The 16961-nt window shown below is 55.8% G+C and carries 18 protein-coding genes and 1 tRNA gene; 13 read left to right on the top strand and 6 right to left on the bottom strand.

The annotated features are described in order from the left end of the window. Positions 1 to 93: 93 nt before the first annotated feature. From A9762_RS13360 to A9762_RS13345, 4 genes are all read left to right on the top strand, one after another. Positions 94 to 170, top strand: a tRNA-Met gene (locus tag A9762_RS13360). A gap of 129 nt (positions 171 to 299) precedes the next feature. Then, positions 300 to 1424 carry a hypothetical protein gene (locus tag A9762_RS13355; protein WP_139133210.1) on the top strand — a complete coding sequence of 375 codons (1125 nt, stop codon included), beginning with the start codon at positions 300 to 302 and terminating at the stop codon, positions 1422 to 1424. Next, positions 1411 to 1719 (top strand): STAS-like domain-containing protein, encoded by a 309-nt coding sequence (locus A9762_RS13350; RefSeq protein ID WP_069342504.1) that lies wholly within the window; start codon positions 1411 to 1413, stop codon positions 1717 to 1719. The genes A9762_RS13355 and A9762_RS13350 overlap by 14 nt, the downstream gene beginning before the upstream one ends. A 17-nt stretch (positions 1720 to 1736) precedes the next feature. Further along, positions 1737 to 2198, top strand: a complete 462-nt coding sequence (locus A9762_RS13345; protein WP_139133209.1) for a hypothetical protein — start codon at positions 1737 to 1739, stop codon at positions 2196 to 2198. Positions 2199 to 2264: 66 nt separating this feature from the next. On the opposite strand, the gene A9762_RS28125 is transcribed toward A9762_RS13345, so the two are convergent. Both A9762_RS28125 and A9762_RS13340 read right to left on the bottom strand, forming a co-directional pair. After that, positions 2265 to 3299, bottom strand: a complete 1035-nt coding sequence (locus A9762_RS28125) for a tyrosine-type recombinase/integrase (RefSeq protein WP_083253900.1) — start codon at positions 3297 to 3299, stop codon at positions 2265 to 2267. A gap of 7 nt (positions 3300 to 3306) precedes the next feature. Further along, complete coding sequence (locus tag A9762_RS13340; protein ID WP_139133208.1) at positions 3307 to 3942, bottom strand: hypothetical protein; 636 nt, start codon at positions 3940 to 3942, stop codon at positions 3307 to 3309. A 312-nt stretch (positions 3943 to 4254) separates the two neighbouring features. Between A9762_RS13340 and A9762_RS13330 the strand changes: the two genes are divergently transcribed. Continuing rightward, positions 4255 to 5565: a replication initiation factor domain-containing protein gene (locus A9762_RS13330; RefSeq protein ID WP_240493549.1), complete on the top strand. Its 1311-nt coding sequence runs from the start codon at positions 4255 to 4257 to the stop codon at positions 5563 to 5565. Between the two features lie 8 nt (positions 5566 to 5573). Continuing rightward, a complete protein-coding gene (locus A9762_RS13325) occupies positions 5574 to 5885 on the top strand; it encodes a hypothetical protein (protein ID WP_069342500.1) in 312 nt (103 codons plus the stop codon). Between the two features lie 433 nt (positions 5886 to 6318). On the opposite strand, the gene A9762_RS29450 is transcribed toward A9762_RS13325, so the two are convergent. Then, the gene (locus tag A9762_RS29450) at positions 6319 to 6636 is read right to left on the bottom strand and encodes a hypothetical protein (RefSeq protein ID WP_206093579.1); all 318 of its coding nucleotides are present in this window, start codon (positions 6634 to 6636) and stop codon (positions 6319 to 6321) included. A 1001-nt stretch (positions 6637 to 7637) separates the two neighbouring features. On the opposite strand from A9762_RS29450, the gene A9762_RS28540 reads away from it, so the two are divergent. The 5 genes from A9762_RS28540 (at position 7638) to A9762_RS13290 (ending at position 11632) form a co-directional block, all read left to right on the top strand. Continuing rightward, positions 7638 to 8504: a hypothetical protein gene (locus A9762_RS28540; protein WP_139133207.1), complete on the top strand. Its 867-nt coding sequence runs from the start codon at positions 7638 to 7640 to the stop codon at positions 8502 to 8504. A gap of 8 nt (positions 8505 to 8512) precedes the next feature. Further along, complete coding sequence (locus A9762_RS13305) at positions 8513 to 8806, top strand: DUF2523 family protein (RefSeq protein ID WP_069342496.1); 294 nt, start codon at positions 8513 to 8515, stop codon at positions 8804 to 8806. Between the two features lie 9 nt (positions 8807 to 8815). Then, positions 8816 to 9928 (top strand): zonular occludens toxin domain-containing protein, encoded by a 1113-nt coding sequence (locus A9762_RS13300; RefSeq protein ID WP_069342495.1) that lies wholly within the window; start codon positions 8816 to 8818, stop codon positions 9926 to 9928. Further along, on the top strand, positions 9925 to 11271 hold the full coding sequence (locus A9762_RS13295; protein ID WP_069342494.1) for a type II secretion system protein GspD: 1347 nt from the start codon (positions 9925 to 9927) through the stop codon (positions 11269 to 11271). The genes A9762_RS13300 and A9762_RS13295 overlap by 4 nt, the downstream gene beginning before the upstream one ends. Before the next feature lie 133 nt (positions 11272 to 11404). Next, entirely contained in the window at positions 11405 to 11632 is a 228-nt protein-coding gene (locus A9762_RS13290) for a hypothetical protein (RefSeq protein WP_069342493.1), read from the top strand. Positions 11633 to 11741: 109 nt separating this feature from the next. On the opposite strand, the gene A9762_RS13285 is transcribed toward A9762_RS13290, so the two are convergent. From A9762_RS13285 to A9762_RS13270, 3 genes are all read right to left on the bottom strand, one after another. Beyond that, on the bottom strand, positions 11742 to 12674 hold the full coding sequence (locus tag A9762_RS13285; RefSeq protein ID WP_069342492.1) for a hypothetical protein: 933 nt from the start codon (positions 12672 to 12674) through the stop codon (positions 11742 to 11744). Positions 12675 to 13137: 463 nt separating this feature from the next. Next, the gene (locus A9762_RS13275) at positions 13138 to 13506 is read right to left on the bottom strand and encodes a zf-TFIIB domain-containing protein (RefSeq protein WP_069342491.1); all 369 of its coding nucleotides are present in this window, start codon (positions 13504 to 13506) and stop codon (positions 13138 to 13140) included. Positions 13507 to 13852: 346 nt separating this feature from the next. Next, positions 13853 to 14635 carry a TerC family protein gene (locus A9762_RS13270; RefSeq protein WP_069342490.1) on the bottom strand — a complete coding sequence of 261 codons (783 nt, stop codon included), beginning with the start codon at positions 14633 to 14635 and terminating at the stop codon, positions 13853 to 13855. A gap of 198 nt (positions 14636 to 14833) precedes the next feature. On the opposite strand from A9762_RS13270, the gene A9762_RS13265 reads away from it, so the two are divergent. Both A9762_RS13265 and A9762_RS13260 read left to right on the top strand, forming a co-directional pair. Next, positions 14834 to 15808 carry a LysR family transcriptional regulator gene (locus tag A9762_RS13265; protein ID WP_069342489.1) on the top strand — a complete coding sequence of 325 codons (975 nt, stop codon included), beginning with the start codon at positions 14834 to 14836 and terminating at the stop codon, positions 15806 to 15808. Then, the gene (locus tag A9762_RS13260; RefSeq protein ID WP_069342488.1) at positions 15795 to 16865 is read left to right on the top strand and encodes an AI-2E family transporter; all 1071 of its coding nucleotides are present in this window, start codon (positions 15795 to 15797) and stop codon (positions 16863 to 16865) included. The genes A9762_RS13265 and A9762_RS13260 overlap by 14 nt, the downstream gene beginning before the upstream one ends. The last annotated feature ends 96 nt before the right edge of the window (positions 16866 to 16961 follow it).

Here is a 16961-nt window from a genome sequence, read left to right as displayed (position 1 = left end):
CAGCCCCTGTCCGACGTCGACCGTACTATTTTCATGATTTCGCAAAATACCTGTTGACAGCCTATAGGGGTCTACCTATAATCTTTCTTCTACGGCGAATTAGCTCAGTCGGTTAGAGCGACGGAATCATAATCCGCAGGTCCGGGGTTCGAGTCCCTGATTCGCCACCAAATAAAACAAAGGGTTAGCTTCGGCTAACCCTTTGTCGTTTACAGCGACTGTCAACGAAGTGTCGACGCTTTGCTTTTACCCCTGGTTTCTTTACACTGAGAAAAAATCAGACAAATCCCGGGGATTGAGTGAAACGACTGTCCAGACTTGAGCTGGCATGGCTGGATCGCCTAGCAAAACGAAAATTTGCCAAGCTGGCACGCAAGCGCTGGCAGTCATCGTCCCGAAAAAGATCGGTGGCTCGTCGGCATGCTCGCCTCCGCAGAGAAGGTCGGTGGGGCACGCCAATTTTCGCCCCTGAGCGTTTCGTTCTCAACGACCCAATCTCGCGGTCGCATATTCTGGAGTTCCTAGCCGAAATTCGTGCGAGAGTGACCCAGGGCGAGCATGTGTACCTGAACTTCGCGAAAACGCAGCGCATGTTCGCGGACGGAACGTTGTTATTTGTCGCGGAACTGAATAGGTTGTATCGATACCTGGGCGAGCGCCCGATAATTAGATGCAACTATCCGCGTGACAAAATCGTCGAACAGGTACTCCAGCAGGTGGGAGTGTTCGACATGATCGGCAAACCGTGTCGAGAAAATGTCGACGATCTGGATGCAAGCGTAAAGTTTTGGAAGTACGCGACCGGCACCAAAGCGATCGGCGAGTTGTTTGAGCCGGTGCTCGAGAACTACGAAGGAATCATCGAGAAACGGCTCGAACAATCGATGTACAAAGGGGTCACCGAGGCCATGACCAATTCCTCGAACCACGCCTACATCGACACGCGCCCGGATGGCCTATCCTTGAAAGGCGTAGAGCCTCGCTGGTGGATGTTCTCCCAGGAGCGAGATGGATCGCTTATTGTGGCTTTATGCGATCTCGGGGTTGGCATCCCTGCGTCGCTTCCCAAAACTCGAATGAAGGATTGGACGTCAGACAGCATACGGGCTTTTCTCACAGGGATAGTCACACAGGGGCAAATTTCCACAGACTGTGTGATGATCAAGGCTGCCATTGAGATTGGACGTACTCGGACCGATCTTCCTTACAGGGGCCGCGGACTGCAACAACTTAAGGATGTGATCGATGTTGCTGGAAGCGGGCACCTAACGATTCATAGCAACAAAGGCTGCTATCAGTATGATCCGTCGAAGCGCTCGATAGAGATAATCAATGACTATCGAGACTCCGTCTTGGGTACACTGATCCTATGGAATGTACCGATTACCTCGGTGAATCAAAGTGAAACACATGACCACCATTAACGTTGCCAATGACTTCAGCAAGTGGCCGGCGGGGCGTTACCGCGGGGATGGGCCATACTCTGGAGAGGTATTTAGGGATGATGTGCTAGTCCCGGCGTTAGCGCGTGCAGAGATTGTTGAGGTTCAGCTCGACGGCGCGCGCGGTTACGGTTCGTCGTTTTTGGAAGAGGCTTTCGGCGGCCTGGCTCGGCTTGGCAAATATACGCGCCAGCAACTCAAGGAAAGATTGAAAATCGTTTCCTTAGAAGATCCGTCGTTGCCCGCAGAGATTCTCTTCTACATCGAGAAGCATTGACCGCCGGGAGCTGGTGCTTGGACGAAATTGCTACTGTTTTGTCTGGCTACGCTTTTGCCGGAAATTGGCTTCTTGTGGTATGCGGCTGGCTAGTCGTCAACTCGCAAACCAACCGACGTGAGCGCAGAAAAGAAATTCGCGCAGCAATCGACACCATTGAAGACTTGGTATTGGAAGTCGAGGTAGCTGCGCGTAAATACTACCAGCTCGCCGGAACTGATTCCGATGCGAAAGCGCTAGCGTTGGAAATCAAGTCACTTACTCGTCGCTTGGCAGCGAGAATGGCAGCGCTGACAAACTTCAAAAGTGAGTTTCATTCAGAGCAGCAGTTGATCTCGTTCCGCGCAGCCGTGACTGGGGGTGATTTTGAGTCGGCCTCCAGGCAACCGCTGGACCTCACTCATCAGCGTTACTTAGAAATTTCGAACGAGGCTGTTGCACTTGTCTCCTTCTTGGATGGAAAGTACGCGAAGCTGTGACGCGCGTTGGGAATGTCGTTTGAGCGGTTCGGCTCGGCCCAAGATTCGCAATCGACATTCGAAAACTCAGCAAGCATTGGGTTCCGTTTCAGCGTATCTCACGGTGTCATGAGCAAGGGGATTCAATCGCAGGGCCTCCGCGAGATGCTCCGGCGCTAAGTGCGCGTATCGCATGGTCATCGTGAGACTTTGATGCCCCAATATGCGCTGCAATGTCAGTATGTTTCCGCCATTCATCATGAAATGACTAGCAAATGTGTGCCTCAGCGCATGGGTCATTTGGCCATCAGGCAATGCAATTCCCGCCCTCTCAACCCCCTCTCGAAACGCAGACCAAGCGTATCCGAATATCCTCTCGGTTGTAGCATTTCTCCTATGGTGTGCTCGTAACTCACTTTCGAGCTCCTGGGAGATTGGTACGGCCCGCACCTTGCCTGATTTTGTTCGTGCAAACTGAACAATTCCGGCTCCCACCTGCGATAGCTGGAGTTCCTCAGCTTCACTCCACCGCGCACCCGTCGAGAGGCAAACTTTGGTAATCAAAAGCACATGCGGATTTCGTGCCGTAGATAGTGCACCAAGGAGCAACCGAATTTGTGCGTGGGTGAGATAAGTGAGCTCATTCTCTTGAATTCTGTACTGGCGAAGTTCGCCCAGCGGGTTCGCACCATCCCACAAACCTAGTCGCTTCAATTCGTTAAACGCTGCTCGCATGTACGAGTGTTCACGATTCAAATTATTGGCGGTAACCCCCTGCGCGAGTCGTCTTGTTCGATACTGCGCAAACATATCAACCGTGAACTGACTAACCTGTGGATCGCCGAGCGCGTGCGCTACAGCAAGTAATCTGCGGCGCGTGTCTGCTCCTGCGCGAAGGCCTGAACCATGATGCGCAAACCAAAGATCCATAACCTCAGAAAGTTTGCGAACGTCACGTTTGGCTGGTTGCCATTCTGGCTTTGCAAGAAGCTGCGTGTGCAGCCATGCGTCGTAAGCCTTCGCCTCCGCTTGTGTCTTAAACGTCTTGCGGAATCGCTTTGCTCCTCTACCTCCAGGCTGAGAATCCACCAACCAGCCTGACGCTGTCTTCTTTATGGCCATCCAGCCCTCAGATTAATTCTTGAGCGATCTTTTTACGGTATTCGCCAACCTGCCGTATAAGCTTGGCCTCGTCGTAGTCGTATTCGATTGTGCTCACTATCGACTCGAGTTCCGGCCTCAATCCCACCTCCTGCTTCCGCGCTCTCCGGCGATCTTGCAATTCCTGCAATCGGGCTTTTAGGTCCTCGACCGCATCGGGGAACAATTCCCCGTCCGTCCAACTAGAAAGCGCCACACGAGGCACATTGCCAAGAGACAGCGCCGGTGCGGTGCCTCCTCTTTCATCGTTGATGCGATTGACTAGCGATTGAGCGCAGTCTCTAGCACGCACAGATGCTCGAAGGTACTCGGCCGTCGCAGGCATCGACTGCTTTAGCGGAGCTTCAGGAAACGTATTTTCCGAGTTGCCGGCGATGTGCCCGAACTGCACATCAGTAGCACCACAGGCCAACCAAAACGCAGTTTCGGGCCAAGCCTTGCTAGCTGCCTCAATCATCTCTGCGTCGGCCCTCTTACGTCCAAACCAGAAGTTCTTCCATCGATCTGCCGAGATTCCCGTGACCGTTTCGAGTTGAACGTATCTCAATCGGTCGTCTGTGCGCGCGGATATCAGCAGCTTCAGACGGTCGCCAATTTGTTCCATAAAAAGATCCCCCATGCGCTTGCAAGCGCAATCTTGCAGTGCTATTCTAGCTCGCATTCAGTGCTATTTCAGCACTAGCCAAGTGTATTTACGATACTGGATGAGTGCCGTGCCTACTATAGCCGATCTTCATGCATACGCGAACGTGCCTCTTATGACCCGCGAGGCGTTTGCCGCAGCTATAGGACTCCCTCTTTCAATTCTCGTCGCACAAGCCGAGCGCGGTTACTGGCCCGAAGTCCGAGTCGGGAAGCGCGTCTTTATCAACGTTGAGCTTGTGCGAAAACGCGCGCTCGAACGGGAGTTCTCGGTATGAGTCGCGTGAAAGGTCTTCTTTTTGGTGAAGTCTCCACGTCGCTCGCCGCGCGCACGCCGATCGCCCGCAGCGACGAGGACGTTCGGCGTGCGCGCGGCGGCGGCACCAGCCGGATCGGAAGCCCCCCCTCTAGTAACACGGGGGGAACGGGAAGAGACGATGCCGACAAGCATGAAGTCTTCCGAAACATTGCTGAACGCGAAACGGTTTCTCTAGTACTCACTGATACCGGGGAAATTAAGCAGGTCATGGTTCGTCGCCCAGCTAACGAGCAGTGTGCATTCATCGACTGCGTGCGCTTCACTATCGGAGAAGAAACTTGGTCTAGCACGGCGGGCATCACTCTCGTAAGCGACGAAGACTATGTACGAGAAGCGTCCTTCCAACTGGAGAAGATTTTCGGCTTCGGAGTCACGAAGCATCTCAAGAAACCTCGCGATTTCTATCTCGACTCCTGGGAACTGGGCGATGGATTCGGCCTTGTCTGCTTCGGCGGACTAAGCCAACGCGGAACGATGCTCGTTGTTCTACACGGTGCCGGGTGCCTCGCAGCAAAAGATCGGTGGGAATACCGGTTGCATGGCTTCCTTCACAGCAAAGCAAAACGTCCTGCTCTGACTCGCGTGGACTTGGCTCATGACGAGTTCGACGGTGACCACGTCAATGTGGAAACTGCCGACCGCTGGTACGACGAAGGTGGCTTTAACTGCTCTTTCCGTGCTCCGTCACACGAGTATCGGGGCAATTGGAAGAACCCCGATGGCAAAGGTCGCACGATCTACATAGGCAAACGTAAGAACGGCAAGGTTTGCCGCGTCTATGAGAAAGGCTGCGAGCAAGGAGATGCCGAAAGCAAGTGGGTACGCGTTGAAGTTGAATTTCGAAACACTGATCGCGTAATTCCACTCGACGTTCTGTTAGATCCCTCCGCCTATTTCGTGGGTGCCTATCCGTGCCTCCAATTGCTATCGCATGAACGCTCACCAGAGCGGATTGCATGCAAGACAAAGGCCGCTGAGATCAACGTTCAAGCCTGCGTAGACCATATCAAACGAACCTACGGAAAGCACCTGAAGGTGCTGCGAGGCCTTTTCGGCGACTCCGATCTACTCGCACGAGTGGAAGCTGATTCCAATGATTGGCCGAAGCGGCTCAAGGTTGCGGACTACCGATGGTCCGATATGCCGATACACCGTCAGCCGAAATCTCAATCGGCCAACGAGTTCGATATTTCGAAAGAAATTCTCACCGCGCCCGCATGCGGCAGCACGGGCGGTCTCGGTACATACGGCTGCCAACTCCAGTGAGGTCAACGATGAAGTTCAACACGCAGGTCAAGGTGCTCGGCATGAAGGCAAACAAGGGAACGATGGACAACGGACAGGGCTATGACAGCACGAAAGTCTACGTCGAGACCGCTCTTGACGATTCGAAAGGAAACGCCAAGGGATTCGCAGTTGCGGAATACACGCTTGGTCTCAGTGAAGAGTTCTCAAAGTACAAGCATCTGCCGTTTCCGTTCTTGGCCGACGCTACGGTCGAAATCGTGACGACCGGTAAGGCGCAGAAAACACAGCTCGTCGAACTGAAGCCTGTGGAGATGGCTAAGCAAGCGAAGGTGGCCTGACCATGTACGGGCGCGTCTTCATTGTCCAGGACAGGGAGAGCGCGCACTTCCTATGTCCTGATGCCGGCGACGTTGGGTTCACACCTTGGGTCACCTCAGCCGGGGCGTTCGACAGCGAAGAGGAAGCCATCGAAACCGCAGCGAGTCATTGCAGCGAGGGCTTCGTCATCTTCTCATTTATTGCGCAGTATCAGCCATGAGCAGCGGCTTCGAGAGGGTAGTTCTCATTTGCTCTCCCGTTGCGTCTACATCTCAGGCGAACGGGATTGACGTGCAAATCTGCCCGCCAGTCGGCGGACAGTATTTTCATTTGGAGACACAGCAAGCGTATTTGCTCGCGCCGAGCAGTGCGCAGTACATCGACTCGATTGCCCAGCCGTTTGATTACGCAAGTGCGGCTGGTTTTTGGGGAGTGGCGTTTACCACGGTGATTTCACTGTGGCTTACAGCCAAAGGTGCGGGTGCCGTCGTCAATTTTGTTCGACGCGCCTGAAATTAAACGCGGGAAACCGCTATTGGAAACATCGATTATGAAAATGAAATTGATGCAGTTCAAGAAGCAAGCTCTGAGCGCAATCGTTGCAGCGGCAGGTGTGTGCACAGCCATCTCGGCCAATGCCGCTGGCACGGGGCCGGACTTTTCGAGCCTGACGACCGGCATTGATTTTTCGAGTGTCATCACCGGAATCATTTCGGTCGCTTCGACGGTGATCACCGTGTACATCGCGATGCGCGGTGCGAAATGGGTCATCGGAATGGTCCGTGGCGCCTAAGCAAAGCTACGTTGACTGACAAGCGGGGCCTCGCGGCCCCGTTTCGATTCAGGAGCGACACGTTGGACGCAAACACCGGGTGGTATCTGATGATGTTCGCCTTCGGCATGCTGAGTGCTTGGGCCGTCATTTGCGGATTCGAAGGAGGCTGAATTGTTGGTCTACACGTTCATTTTTGGGTACATCGCGCTTGTTGCACTGATTGCGCTCCTTATTGCACCTCTCGTCGCGATCTTGTGGGAATTGTGATCAGGAAAGTCTTCCAATCATAGAAATTCGCATACGAAGCATTTGATTGCCGACCGGAGCATTTCGTGACGCCGTCGACATTGGAGATCCTGTGCTTAGAAAGCTCTTCGTCATCTTTTGCTTATGTGCCGTGCTGGTACAACAACAGGCACAGGCGCAGGCGCTTCCGGTAGCGCCCCTATTTACCGGAGTCGTAAATCGAGTGGTCGGAAAAGCTATCGCAACCAATTTGGCTCGTAGGGGCATATCCGTTGCAGCCAATGATGCCGTCTTTGCGAACACCATGGCTTTCGTCGGGAAGGCTGCCAATGACGCTTCCTATGCCAGCGCTGCTGTTACTACCGTCGCCACACTGGCGGGAGCACCTGTATGGCTTACGGTGGCACTTGGAGTGGGTGCTTTAGCAGCCGTGGGGGCTGTTTCCTGGGGACTTTACAAACTATCTCAGTCAAGCGGTCCTGAAACGAACCCGAATGGATCCCCCACTCCCTTGGCGCTTTCTCTAGCCCCTGCTTCGCCGTCTACGTCACCGCCCCCATCACCCGCAGCGCCGGGAAGTTACACACTTTATTTGAGCCCGATGTGCAACCCAGCGGTTATGACGTGCCCATCCCTCGCCGCAATTCCTTCGAACCTTCCTTATTACGCGTCGGACGGTGGATTCGGAGGTCAAAACTATGCCGTAATCGCCGGTGTTAGCGGATTGGATCTCGCTCAGCAGCTAGGCACAATGATTAAGAACTTCGATTGTGGAACAGGCACCGGACTCTCGAATTGTCAGGCGACGTACGTGCTGACAGGCAGCAGCGTCGAGCCCGCAGGCTATACAGTGCGCGTCGATTGGTCACTCGGTGACGGAAGTACGAACTTTAGAGCCGTGCAGGTAGGCGCGATGTCCAACCCTTCATATGTGCGACCGTTGCAGTCGGTCTCCGGCAATCTGAATTCGCTGGTGCCTGAGATTACCCCTCAGATGCTCAACGAACCACTCCCTCCATATTTCGTCGCTCAGGTTGCGAATCGCCTGTGGCAGAACGCCGCAAACGCGCCGGGATACAACGGTGCGCCGTATTCAGTGACCGACCCGATAACGGCCAGTGACGTGCAGACCGGCGTGGCTAGCGATCCGTCGATCTCGCCAACGTGGAAAGATCTTATCCAGGGAACGCCAACTCAGCCCGGATCCAGCAATGTTCCGATATCACCTGATCCAATATCCCCCTCTGGCCCTGTCATAACCCCTCCGGTCGGCGGGACGTCTAGCAACGTAAATGTGGTCAACACTCCGAACGTCAACGTCGTCAACAAGGTCGCCGTCGACTTCGGCACGAACCCAAACTTGCCGACACCGACGACGGAAAGTGTGCCAACCATTCAGATGATTCTTTCGCCGCTAGTGAACCTAATGCCGGATCTGCGCTCTTGGACCGTGCCAGCCCACAACACCAAATGTCCAGAGCCGTCGTTCTCGATCTGGGGCGACACGTTCACCTTTCAGTCTCATTGCACGCTTGTGGAGTCCCATCGCGATGCAATTCATGCTGTATTTAGCGCGGCATTCATCCTTGCCGCACTGTTTATCGTTCTTGCTGCGTAGGGGGATGTATGTGGGGAATCATCGCCTCCGGTGTTAATTTGCTTCTCGGCTTTCTAGTTCGGTCGGTCGTCGCGAAGTTCTTCTTGTATTTTGCCCTCTACTTCTTTGTCACCGAATCCGTTTCATACCTACAACAATCGGGCATCTTTCCGACGTCAGCCTCACTGTCGAATGCGTTTGGCGGAATAGGGGAAGGCGTCTGGTACTTCTTGGATTTGTGTGGGTTCAGCGTCGGAGCACCTCTCATAGTGTCGGCATTTGTTACGCGGTTCATCATCCGACGACTGCCCGTCATCGGATAGGGTGAAGACATGGCTATCAATTGCTACACCGGTCTACAAGGATCAGGGAAGTCTTACGAGGTCGTCGGAGGCCCTATCGTCGAAGCAATACGCGCCGGACGACGTGTCGTAACCAATATCGACGGCGTGAACGAAGAGAAGATTCGAGCGTTCATCGTGAACCGGTCGTCTAGTCGCAGGAGCTTTTGGAAGCGTAAAGCTGAGCCAATCGAACTCGGCGACCTCGGGTCGATCACGCTGGTGACGAACGAACGAATTAGGCAGCCGATGTTTTTCCCGGACGAGGAAAAGGGGCATTGGGACACGGTCGTTCAGCCAGGGGATTTGGTAGCTGTTGACGAGGCTTGGCGTATATGGGGAACGAGCCAAGGAAAGCTCTCGGATGAGCACATGCAGTTCTTTCGCATGCATCGTCACTACGTCCACAGCACGACCGGCGTTGCTTGCGATGTTGTTCTCATGACGCAGGATATTAGTGGGCTCCACAAAGATCTGCGTTACGTCATCGAACTGTCGTTCAAGATGATAAAACTCAAGGCGATCGGCCTCCGTTCTGGCTACCGCGTTGAGATGTACGACACGTACAAGCAGACTAAGCTCCATCGTACTGGGCAGTTCAATCGCTTCTACCGGTCGGAGATTTTCGAACTCTACAAGAGCTACTCCGGCGCTGCTGGCAAAGAAGTTACAGTCGATAAGCGTCAAAACGTCCTTGCTAACAAGACGTTGTGGGCAGTCGCTCTTCTGCTGCTCATCAGCACGTCTATAGCAATACGATCTCTGTGGGCGTTCTTTCATCCAAAACAGAAGACGGCAGACGCTCAACTCGCCGCGGCGCCCCCTGAACCCGCTTCGAAGCAAGTAACACTGCCTTCTCGTGTAAAGGCTCAGGTCGATCAGATTGTGTCTAATCAGTGGCGCATCGTGGGCGGCTTCCAGTCCAACGGGAGTCAATGGGTCGTTCTAAGTGACAGTGGCGGACGTTTGCGCCTTGAAAGTCCGTCCGTATTCCAAAACGATGGAATAGCTCGCATAGGCTCCGTGGATGGAGAGAGAGTGACAACATGGTCCGGTGCGAACTCAGCATCGACCGGGAGCATTCTCGGGGGATCGGCAAAATGACAAGGCTCGCAATCGTCATGGCCTCTTTGGCCATATCGTCACATGTCGCGGCAAACACTACGCTCACACCTCCTGAGATCAACCCGAATCTCCTGGAAGACGTTCGCGTACCGGCTATTCAACAAAGGCCTGCACCACCTCCTGAACCGTTGACGCTTAAGAACATCGGTCAAGCGAAGCGCATCGATATTCGACTCGTCAGCGTGGGCCAAGTAATCGATCTGATCTACGCGGAGATGCTTCAAACGCCCTATGTCCTTGCCCCGGAGGTAGTCGCGGATACGAGAACGGTGTCGTTTAGGTTAGACCGTGGAGCAGGAGATATTCGAACGACGTTAGCCAACTTCCTCGATTCCCTTGGCTTTGGCGTTTTGACAAAGCAGGGTGTTGATTACGTGTTCAAGCGAGGTGCCGGTAATCAGGGAAGCACGGACAAGGATGTGTTCGTTTACTCGCCCAAGTATCGGAGCGCCGACTATCTCTCAAGCCTTGTGGCACCGCTTTTCTCCGGGAGTTTCACGACCAACCGGACTATTCACGCACCTCCCGAATCACGTACCCAAACCAATGCGCCGATTACATCGGCTGCTGGCCGAGTCGATCAATCGTCCGACACGATGGTCTTTATGGGGAGCGCAAAAGAAATCGAACTGTTGAAGAAGGTGCTACCGCAAGTCGATCTTCGTCAGGGAGAGGTCTCGATACGAGCCTGGGTTTATGAAGTCTCATCCGGGAATGATCGGTCTAGTGGCTTCTCCATTGCGCTCAACGTTCTCAATAGCAAGCTTTCGATTGGGGCAGGCACAATCGATCCGAATGCGAACGCGTTGAGATTGAGTTCTGGAAGTTTGGATGTTGCCATTGCCGCGCTTGATTCAGACTCTCGGTTCCGAGTTGTGACTTCACCAAACATGCGCGCATACTCGGGGAAACATGGACGGATGAACGTAGGTCAATCGGTTCCGGTGATTTCTTCTGTGTCTTACCCCAGCTCAACGGCAGCGCCTGTTCAATCCGTCGCGTATCAAGACGCCGGTGTCATCTTCGATGTACTACCGACAGTGCGCGGCGCGGTGACGGACATCGAGGTGACCGTCGAGATCTCAGACTTTCAGAAGACAAGCACCGGCGTAAACAACACGCCGACGAAGAACACCAGGAAATTTGAAACTGCAACGTCCCTGAGTGATGGGGATGTGGTCGTTATGGGAGGACTGGGCCAGACCAAAGGCAGTGAGGTTGAGAGCGGGCTCTCGTTCCTGCCTTCCTTCCTCAATAGTCGGTCAGCAACGTCCGCGCGGTCAGATCTCGTTCTCGTGCTGCAGGTCGTTAAAATCCAATGAGCGTATTCACATTGCGGTGGGCAGCGCACGTATTCTCGCATGCGAGAATCGGTATTCCGTATTGGTTGCGGTAGGTACACTCTGAATTGGGTCGAGATAAGATTTTCCGGCCATTCGCGCAAGGAGTTTCCCAATGAGGTTCATGGACATTGAGGACGCAACGCCTGAAACGGTTCGTGACGTAGTGGACATGTGCATATGGGGCTTCTCGTCGCCGGAGAATTGGCCCACGCGCGAAAGCGTCAAGGAAATGATGGAGGCGCTGATGGCGTCCGATCACGCCCATCATCCTGCGATAAGAGAGGCGATTGGATACTGCATCGAGTATTTGCGGCCTGATTTGGATAGCCTAACCTGTTAATGCGACGATCTCGCATGCGAGAACTTCCTCACTGGGGCGACTACCTAGTGCAGATCGAACACACGAGTCACCAAGCACGCTCTCATCAGTGGACCGATTCCCTGGTCACCTACTCCTCATCGTAGGGCTGCCACGCCGCGCACGTCAGGCATTGATTTCCATCAGATGTGACCACGTTCCCAAGGCACTCGGGATCAACGCAGTCCTTCCGTGTCACGCTATGCGATTTATCGCATACGGGGCAGTATAGGCTGGTCGTTTGGGGCCCCTTTGGCTGCAATGCAGCTAACTTATGCTCGAAGCCGCCGTCCATGTTGGCATCAGAAAGGCATTCTGGGCAAAGGTACAGGTGCTGCTTTTTGTCGACGCGAAGGTACGACTCGACCTGCGAGCGCCCGAGTAGTTTCAAGGCAAACGACGCTTCCCAGCAGGTTGTGTTCGTTACGAATTCATCGGACCCCAGTTGAGCACTCGGCGCATTGCGCAGAAATTCTCGACGAACCTTGAACCAGCTCTCATCAGGGAATAGCGATTTGTGCATGTAAAGCACGCTGTCTATGACCTCCGCCACCGTCACCGAAACACTCTTTGCAGCCGAGTGTAGAACTGTGTTTCGTTGCACTCGCAAATCGTGAAATTTTTCGACGAACTTGGCTCCAAATTTCGTTTCCGAAAAAGTGTCGTGCACTCTTATAAGGTCTTGCGCGTCAATAGTCCTGAAACGCTCGAAATCAATCGGACCACTGTATGGTGATGGCCATTGCGACGGAGCGTCAGATATTAGAAGGTATGGTGATACTTCAGCGATGCGCCCTTTGATGATCAACTCCACGCCCTGTTGCATAACGGTCAAAGCCGTGGTCAACGTGCGCTTGGCGGCTGCCCAATATGCCTCGGATATTTCGGATTTCAGTTGTTCGTCATCGCCGCAATAGGATTCGTCTATCTCGACAAGGAGACTCGCGGTTGTTTCCCACGCGAAATTGAAAAGTTCTTTCCCCGAGGTGTAGTAGTCCGTCGACGTCGGTAGATTTGTAATCATTCTCGTAGTCTCGGCAAAATCTTCTGTGCACTATGGCCGATGCGCGATCCGGTCAAATCATTGTGACTTGTCCACCACATCTTCCTATCCAGTAGCATATAGGGATCTCTCGCAGGACAGTTCTTGATTGTTGCGTTGCGAGGAATGGGTTTGCCGTTCGTCAGCGCATTTTTTGAGGACGACTTAGGCAATCTGATCGTCGACGAAGTGTCAACGGCATTGCGGTAGACTGCGGGGCCAATGCGGGAAGACGGCACTGCAAGCCTTTGATTTGCATGAAAACGCAGGACCAATGCTGGTCTATGCGACGGAATCATAATCCGCAGGTCCGGGGTTCGAGTCCCTGATTCGCCACCAAATTTAAGAACGGCTTCCAGCAATGGAAGCCGTTTTTTTTCGTCCCGCCTTTGGCGCTTACGGCTTCGCGCATCGGAAGCCGTTCTTCGTTGAAGTCGTCGACCGATCAATCGAAGTCGAACATCTCGAACAGCGATTTCTTTTTGCGTGGGCGGTCGTGATAGCGACGGCGGTCGTCGTAGCCATGTTGACGTTCGCGATTGTCGCGACTCTCCCGATACTCGCGATCGTCATCGCGATACTCCTGCGCGCTCGCATGGCCGTTCGAACGCCCGTCGGACTCGCGGCGGCTCCGGTCATGCGCACCGCGCACCGCCTGGGCCGATGCTCCCGCCCCGCCATCCGTGCGCTCGATCAACTTGTCCAGCTCACCCCGATCCAGCCACACGCCGCGACAGCTCGGACAGTAATCGATCTCCACTCCCTGACGCTCCGTCATCAGCAGATCCGGGGTACCGCACACAGGACATTTCATCGTTTTGCTCCGTCACGTAAAAGACAACGCCTTCAATGTATCGGGCACGTGGCAACGGAAAAACCTGTATTTTCATTCACTTAACTTCGAGAATTTCGAACTTCCTTCTATCGGACGACATGCGCCGGCTGCGCCGTTGCTGGCGTGAGACCGGGCGCACAACGTGCGTGCACAAACCTCCCGAATGCCGCGAGTGTGGCACTGAGCGCGTCTTTTCTCTAGACGTAAAAAAGCGGTGCCGACGTTTGCCGGCACCGCTGATTCCCTGCCCGATCATTCACTGACTGCACCCCATCGACGGCGAACTGCGATCCGGTGCCCGGAGGCACCGGACTTGGCTCATGAGTTAGTGCACCACCCGCGCCTTCTCCGCGTCGCGACGTGCCTTGGCCCGACGCGTAAGCATGTTCAGTCCTTCGACGAAGGCCGAGAACGCCATGGCCGCATAGATGTAACCCTTCGGGATGTGCGAGCCGAAGCCTTCTGCGATCAGCGTCATACCGATCACCAGCAGGAAGCCTAGCGCGAGCATGACCACCGTCGGGTTCGCCGCGATGAAGCGAGAGAGCGGACCCGCCATGAACAGCATCGCTGTGACTGCCGCAATCACCGCAATGAACATGATCGGGATGTGTTCGGTCATGCCCACGGCCGTCACGATACTGTCGATCGAGAACACGATATCCAGCATGATGATTTGCAGCACGGCCGCACGCGCCGTGATCGTAGCGAGCGTTCCCGCCCCCGAGCCGCCCTCGGCATGTGCGTCGTCGTCGCCGCTGCCCAGCGCCACGTGGTGATGCATCTCCTTCGTCGCTTTCCAGACAAGGAATAGGCCGCCCGCGATCAGGATGAGGTCGCGCCACGAGAATCCGTGCCCGAACATCTCGAACAGCGGCGCCGTGAGCTTGGCGATCCAGGCCACCGTGCCCAGCAGAGCCAGTCGCATGATCAATGCCAGCGCAATCCCCATCTTCTGCGTGCGCGCACGCATCGACAACGGCAGTTTGTTCGTGAGGATCGAGATGAAGATCAGGTTGTCGATGCCGAGCACGACCTCCATGACCACCAGCGTGACAAGCGCCGCCCACACCGCCGGGTCAGCCGCCAAAGCAAGTAGATAGTCCATATATGCGCCAGAGTTTTCCGTATGGTTATTGGTGCATCCGCCAGCCTCGCCACTCGTCGGGCTGCGGATCTCCCTTCCTATCCCGCACTGACGTGCATCCAGGGTGCGGGCTCAGGACAGCATCATCGTCGAACTCATGCTTCGCAAAAACCAGCTATATACTTCGCTTTAGTTCGGTTTTTCCGAAGCACCCCAACTATGCTCAATTACCGCCATCTTTACTACTTCTGGGTGGTCGTCAAGGAAGGCGGCTTCGCCCGCGCCGCCGAGCGCCTCGACATGGCCGTACAGACGATCAGCGCGCAAGTCCGCGAACTGGAAAAGTCGCTCGGCCACCAACTGCTCAAGCCCCTCGGACGCGGTGTGACCATGACCGAGCCCGGTCAAGCGGCCTTTCGCCGCGCCGAAGAAATCTTCCGTCTCGGTCAGTCGATTCCCGACGAAGTCCGCGAAGCGGCAAGCGGCCGGGTGGCGCGCCTGTCGGTAGGTCTCGCCGACGGCATCTCGAAACTCGCCGCTCACGCCATTCTCGCACCGGTGCTCGACACGCCCTCGCTGCGACTCGTTTGCCACGAAGGCGAGCACGAGCAACTACTCGCCGAACTCGCTCTGCACAAACTCGACCTCGTCCTGGCGAGCCAGCCGGCGCCATACAACCCGACCCTGCGACTGGCGAGCGAACGGCTGGTTGATTCGCCCGTCGACTGGTATGGGCCGGCGTCGATCGTGCGCAACACCTCGCGCGACACCTTTCCGCAATGCCTGACGGCCCTGCCCGTATTATTGCCGACGGGACACTCCGCCCTGCGCGCCCGGCTCGATCAGTGGTTCGAGGTGCAGGGCATTCGCCCGAATATCGTCGGCGAATTCGAAGACAGCGCGTTGATGGCCGTGTTCGCCACCCGCGGTCTGGGCGTGTTTCCACTCAGTGAAGCCGGTGCGGGAGATGTCTCGGTGCTGCGCGGGCTGCGCTGGCTGGGACGCCCCGACGGCGTACACGAAGACATCCACGCCATTCGCTCGCGACGTGGCGAAGGCCACCCGCTCGTGGCGCGCATCATCCATCACGCTCAGGGCACCGTCGGGGAACCGACGTCCGGTTCTGCTATAGGAACGAGTGACGTGCCACCCGGGCCGTCGTCATCTGCAAGGAAGCCTCATGTCGAGTCGTAGCGACCAACGCAAGTTTTTCCACCTGATGTTGTTCGTCGTGACAGTCGCGTTCGGCTGGATTCTGTTTCCCCTGTTCGGCGCCGTCTTCTGGGGGACGATCCTCGCCGTGCTGTTCCAGCCGGTGCAGCGCCGCATGCTGGCGCGCATGCGCGGACGCCCCAACCTCGCCGCACTCACCACGCTTGCCCTGATTCTGGTGATCGTGATTCTGCCGCTCACGCTGGTCGTGGGCATGATGACGCAGGAAATCAGCACCGCACTCTTGCGCTTTCGCACCGATCTGCCGCAACTGACGGTCGACTTCCAGCAATTGCTCGACCGCCTGCCCGCCGGCGTTCACCGGATCATGGACCTGGCCGGCGTACAGGACGTCAACGCGATTCAGCAGAAGCTCGCCGACGGCGCCGCGCAGATCGGACGCCTCGTCGCCGTCTACCTCGTGAGCATCGGCCAGAATACGGCGCAGTTGCTCGTGAGCTTCGGCGTGATGCTCTATCTGCTGTTTTTCCTGTTGCGAGACGGCACCGCACTCGGCGCGATGGTGCGTCGCGCACTACCGCTCGACGAGCGTCACAAGAGTCAGTTGATCCGCCAGTTCACCACGGTCGTGCGCGCGACGGTCAAGGGCAACATCGCCGTGGCCGTGGCGCAAGGGGTGCTCGGTGGCTTCATCTTCGCGGTGCTCGGCATTCAGGGCTTCGTGCTGGCAGCCGTCGTGATGGCCTTTCTGTCGCTGCTGCCCGCCGTGGGCGCGGCAGTGGTCTGGGTGCCCGTGGGCATCTGGCTGCTGGTCTCGGGAGAGATCTGGAAGGCAGTCATTCTGTTCGCCTTCTGCGGCACCATCGTGAGTCTGGTGGACAACGTGCTGCGCCCGATTCTCGTGGGCAAGGACACCAAGCTGCCCGACTGGGTCGTACTGATCTCCACCCTCGGCGGCATGTCGCTCATCGGCCTGACCGGCTTCGTGATCGGACCGCTCATCGCCGCCCTGTTCATCGCCAGCTGGAACATCTACACACGACTGCGAGATGACGACGACGGCGCCGACGCGGGTTGAGTCGACGTCATACCTCACTGGCTGCATCGGGCCTGAAACTGGACGACGCCGTTCGGGATCGAACCGCGCCGTCGTTTCCGGCTGATGTCAGCCTTG

The sequence above is a fragment of the Pandoraea sp. ISTKB genome (assembly GCF_001721285.1).
Classification (GTDB): domain Bacteria; phylum Pseudomonadota; class Gammaproteobacteria; order Burkholderiales; family Burkholderiaceae; genus Pandoraea; species Pandoraea capi.
The sequence above is the reverse complement of the archived record's forward strand: the minus strand, read 5'-3'. Positions and strand labels throughout refer to the sequence as shown.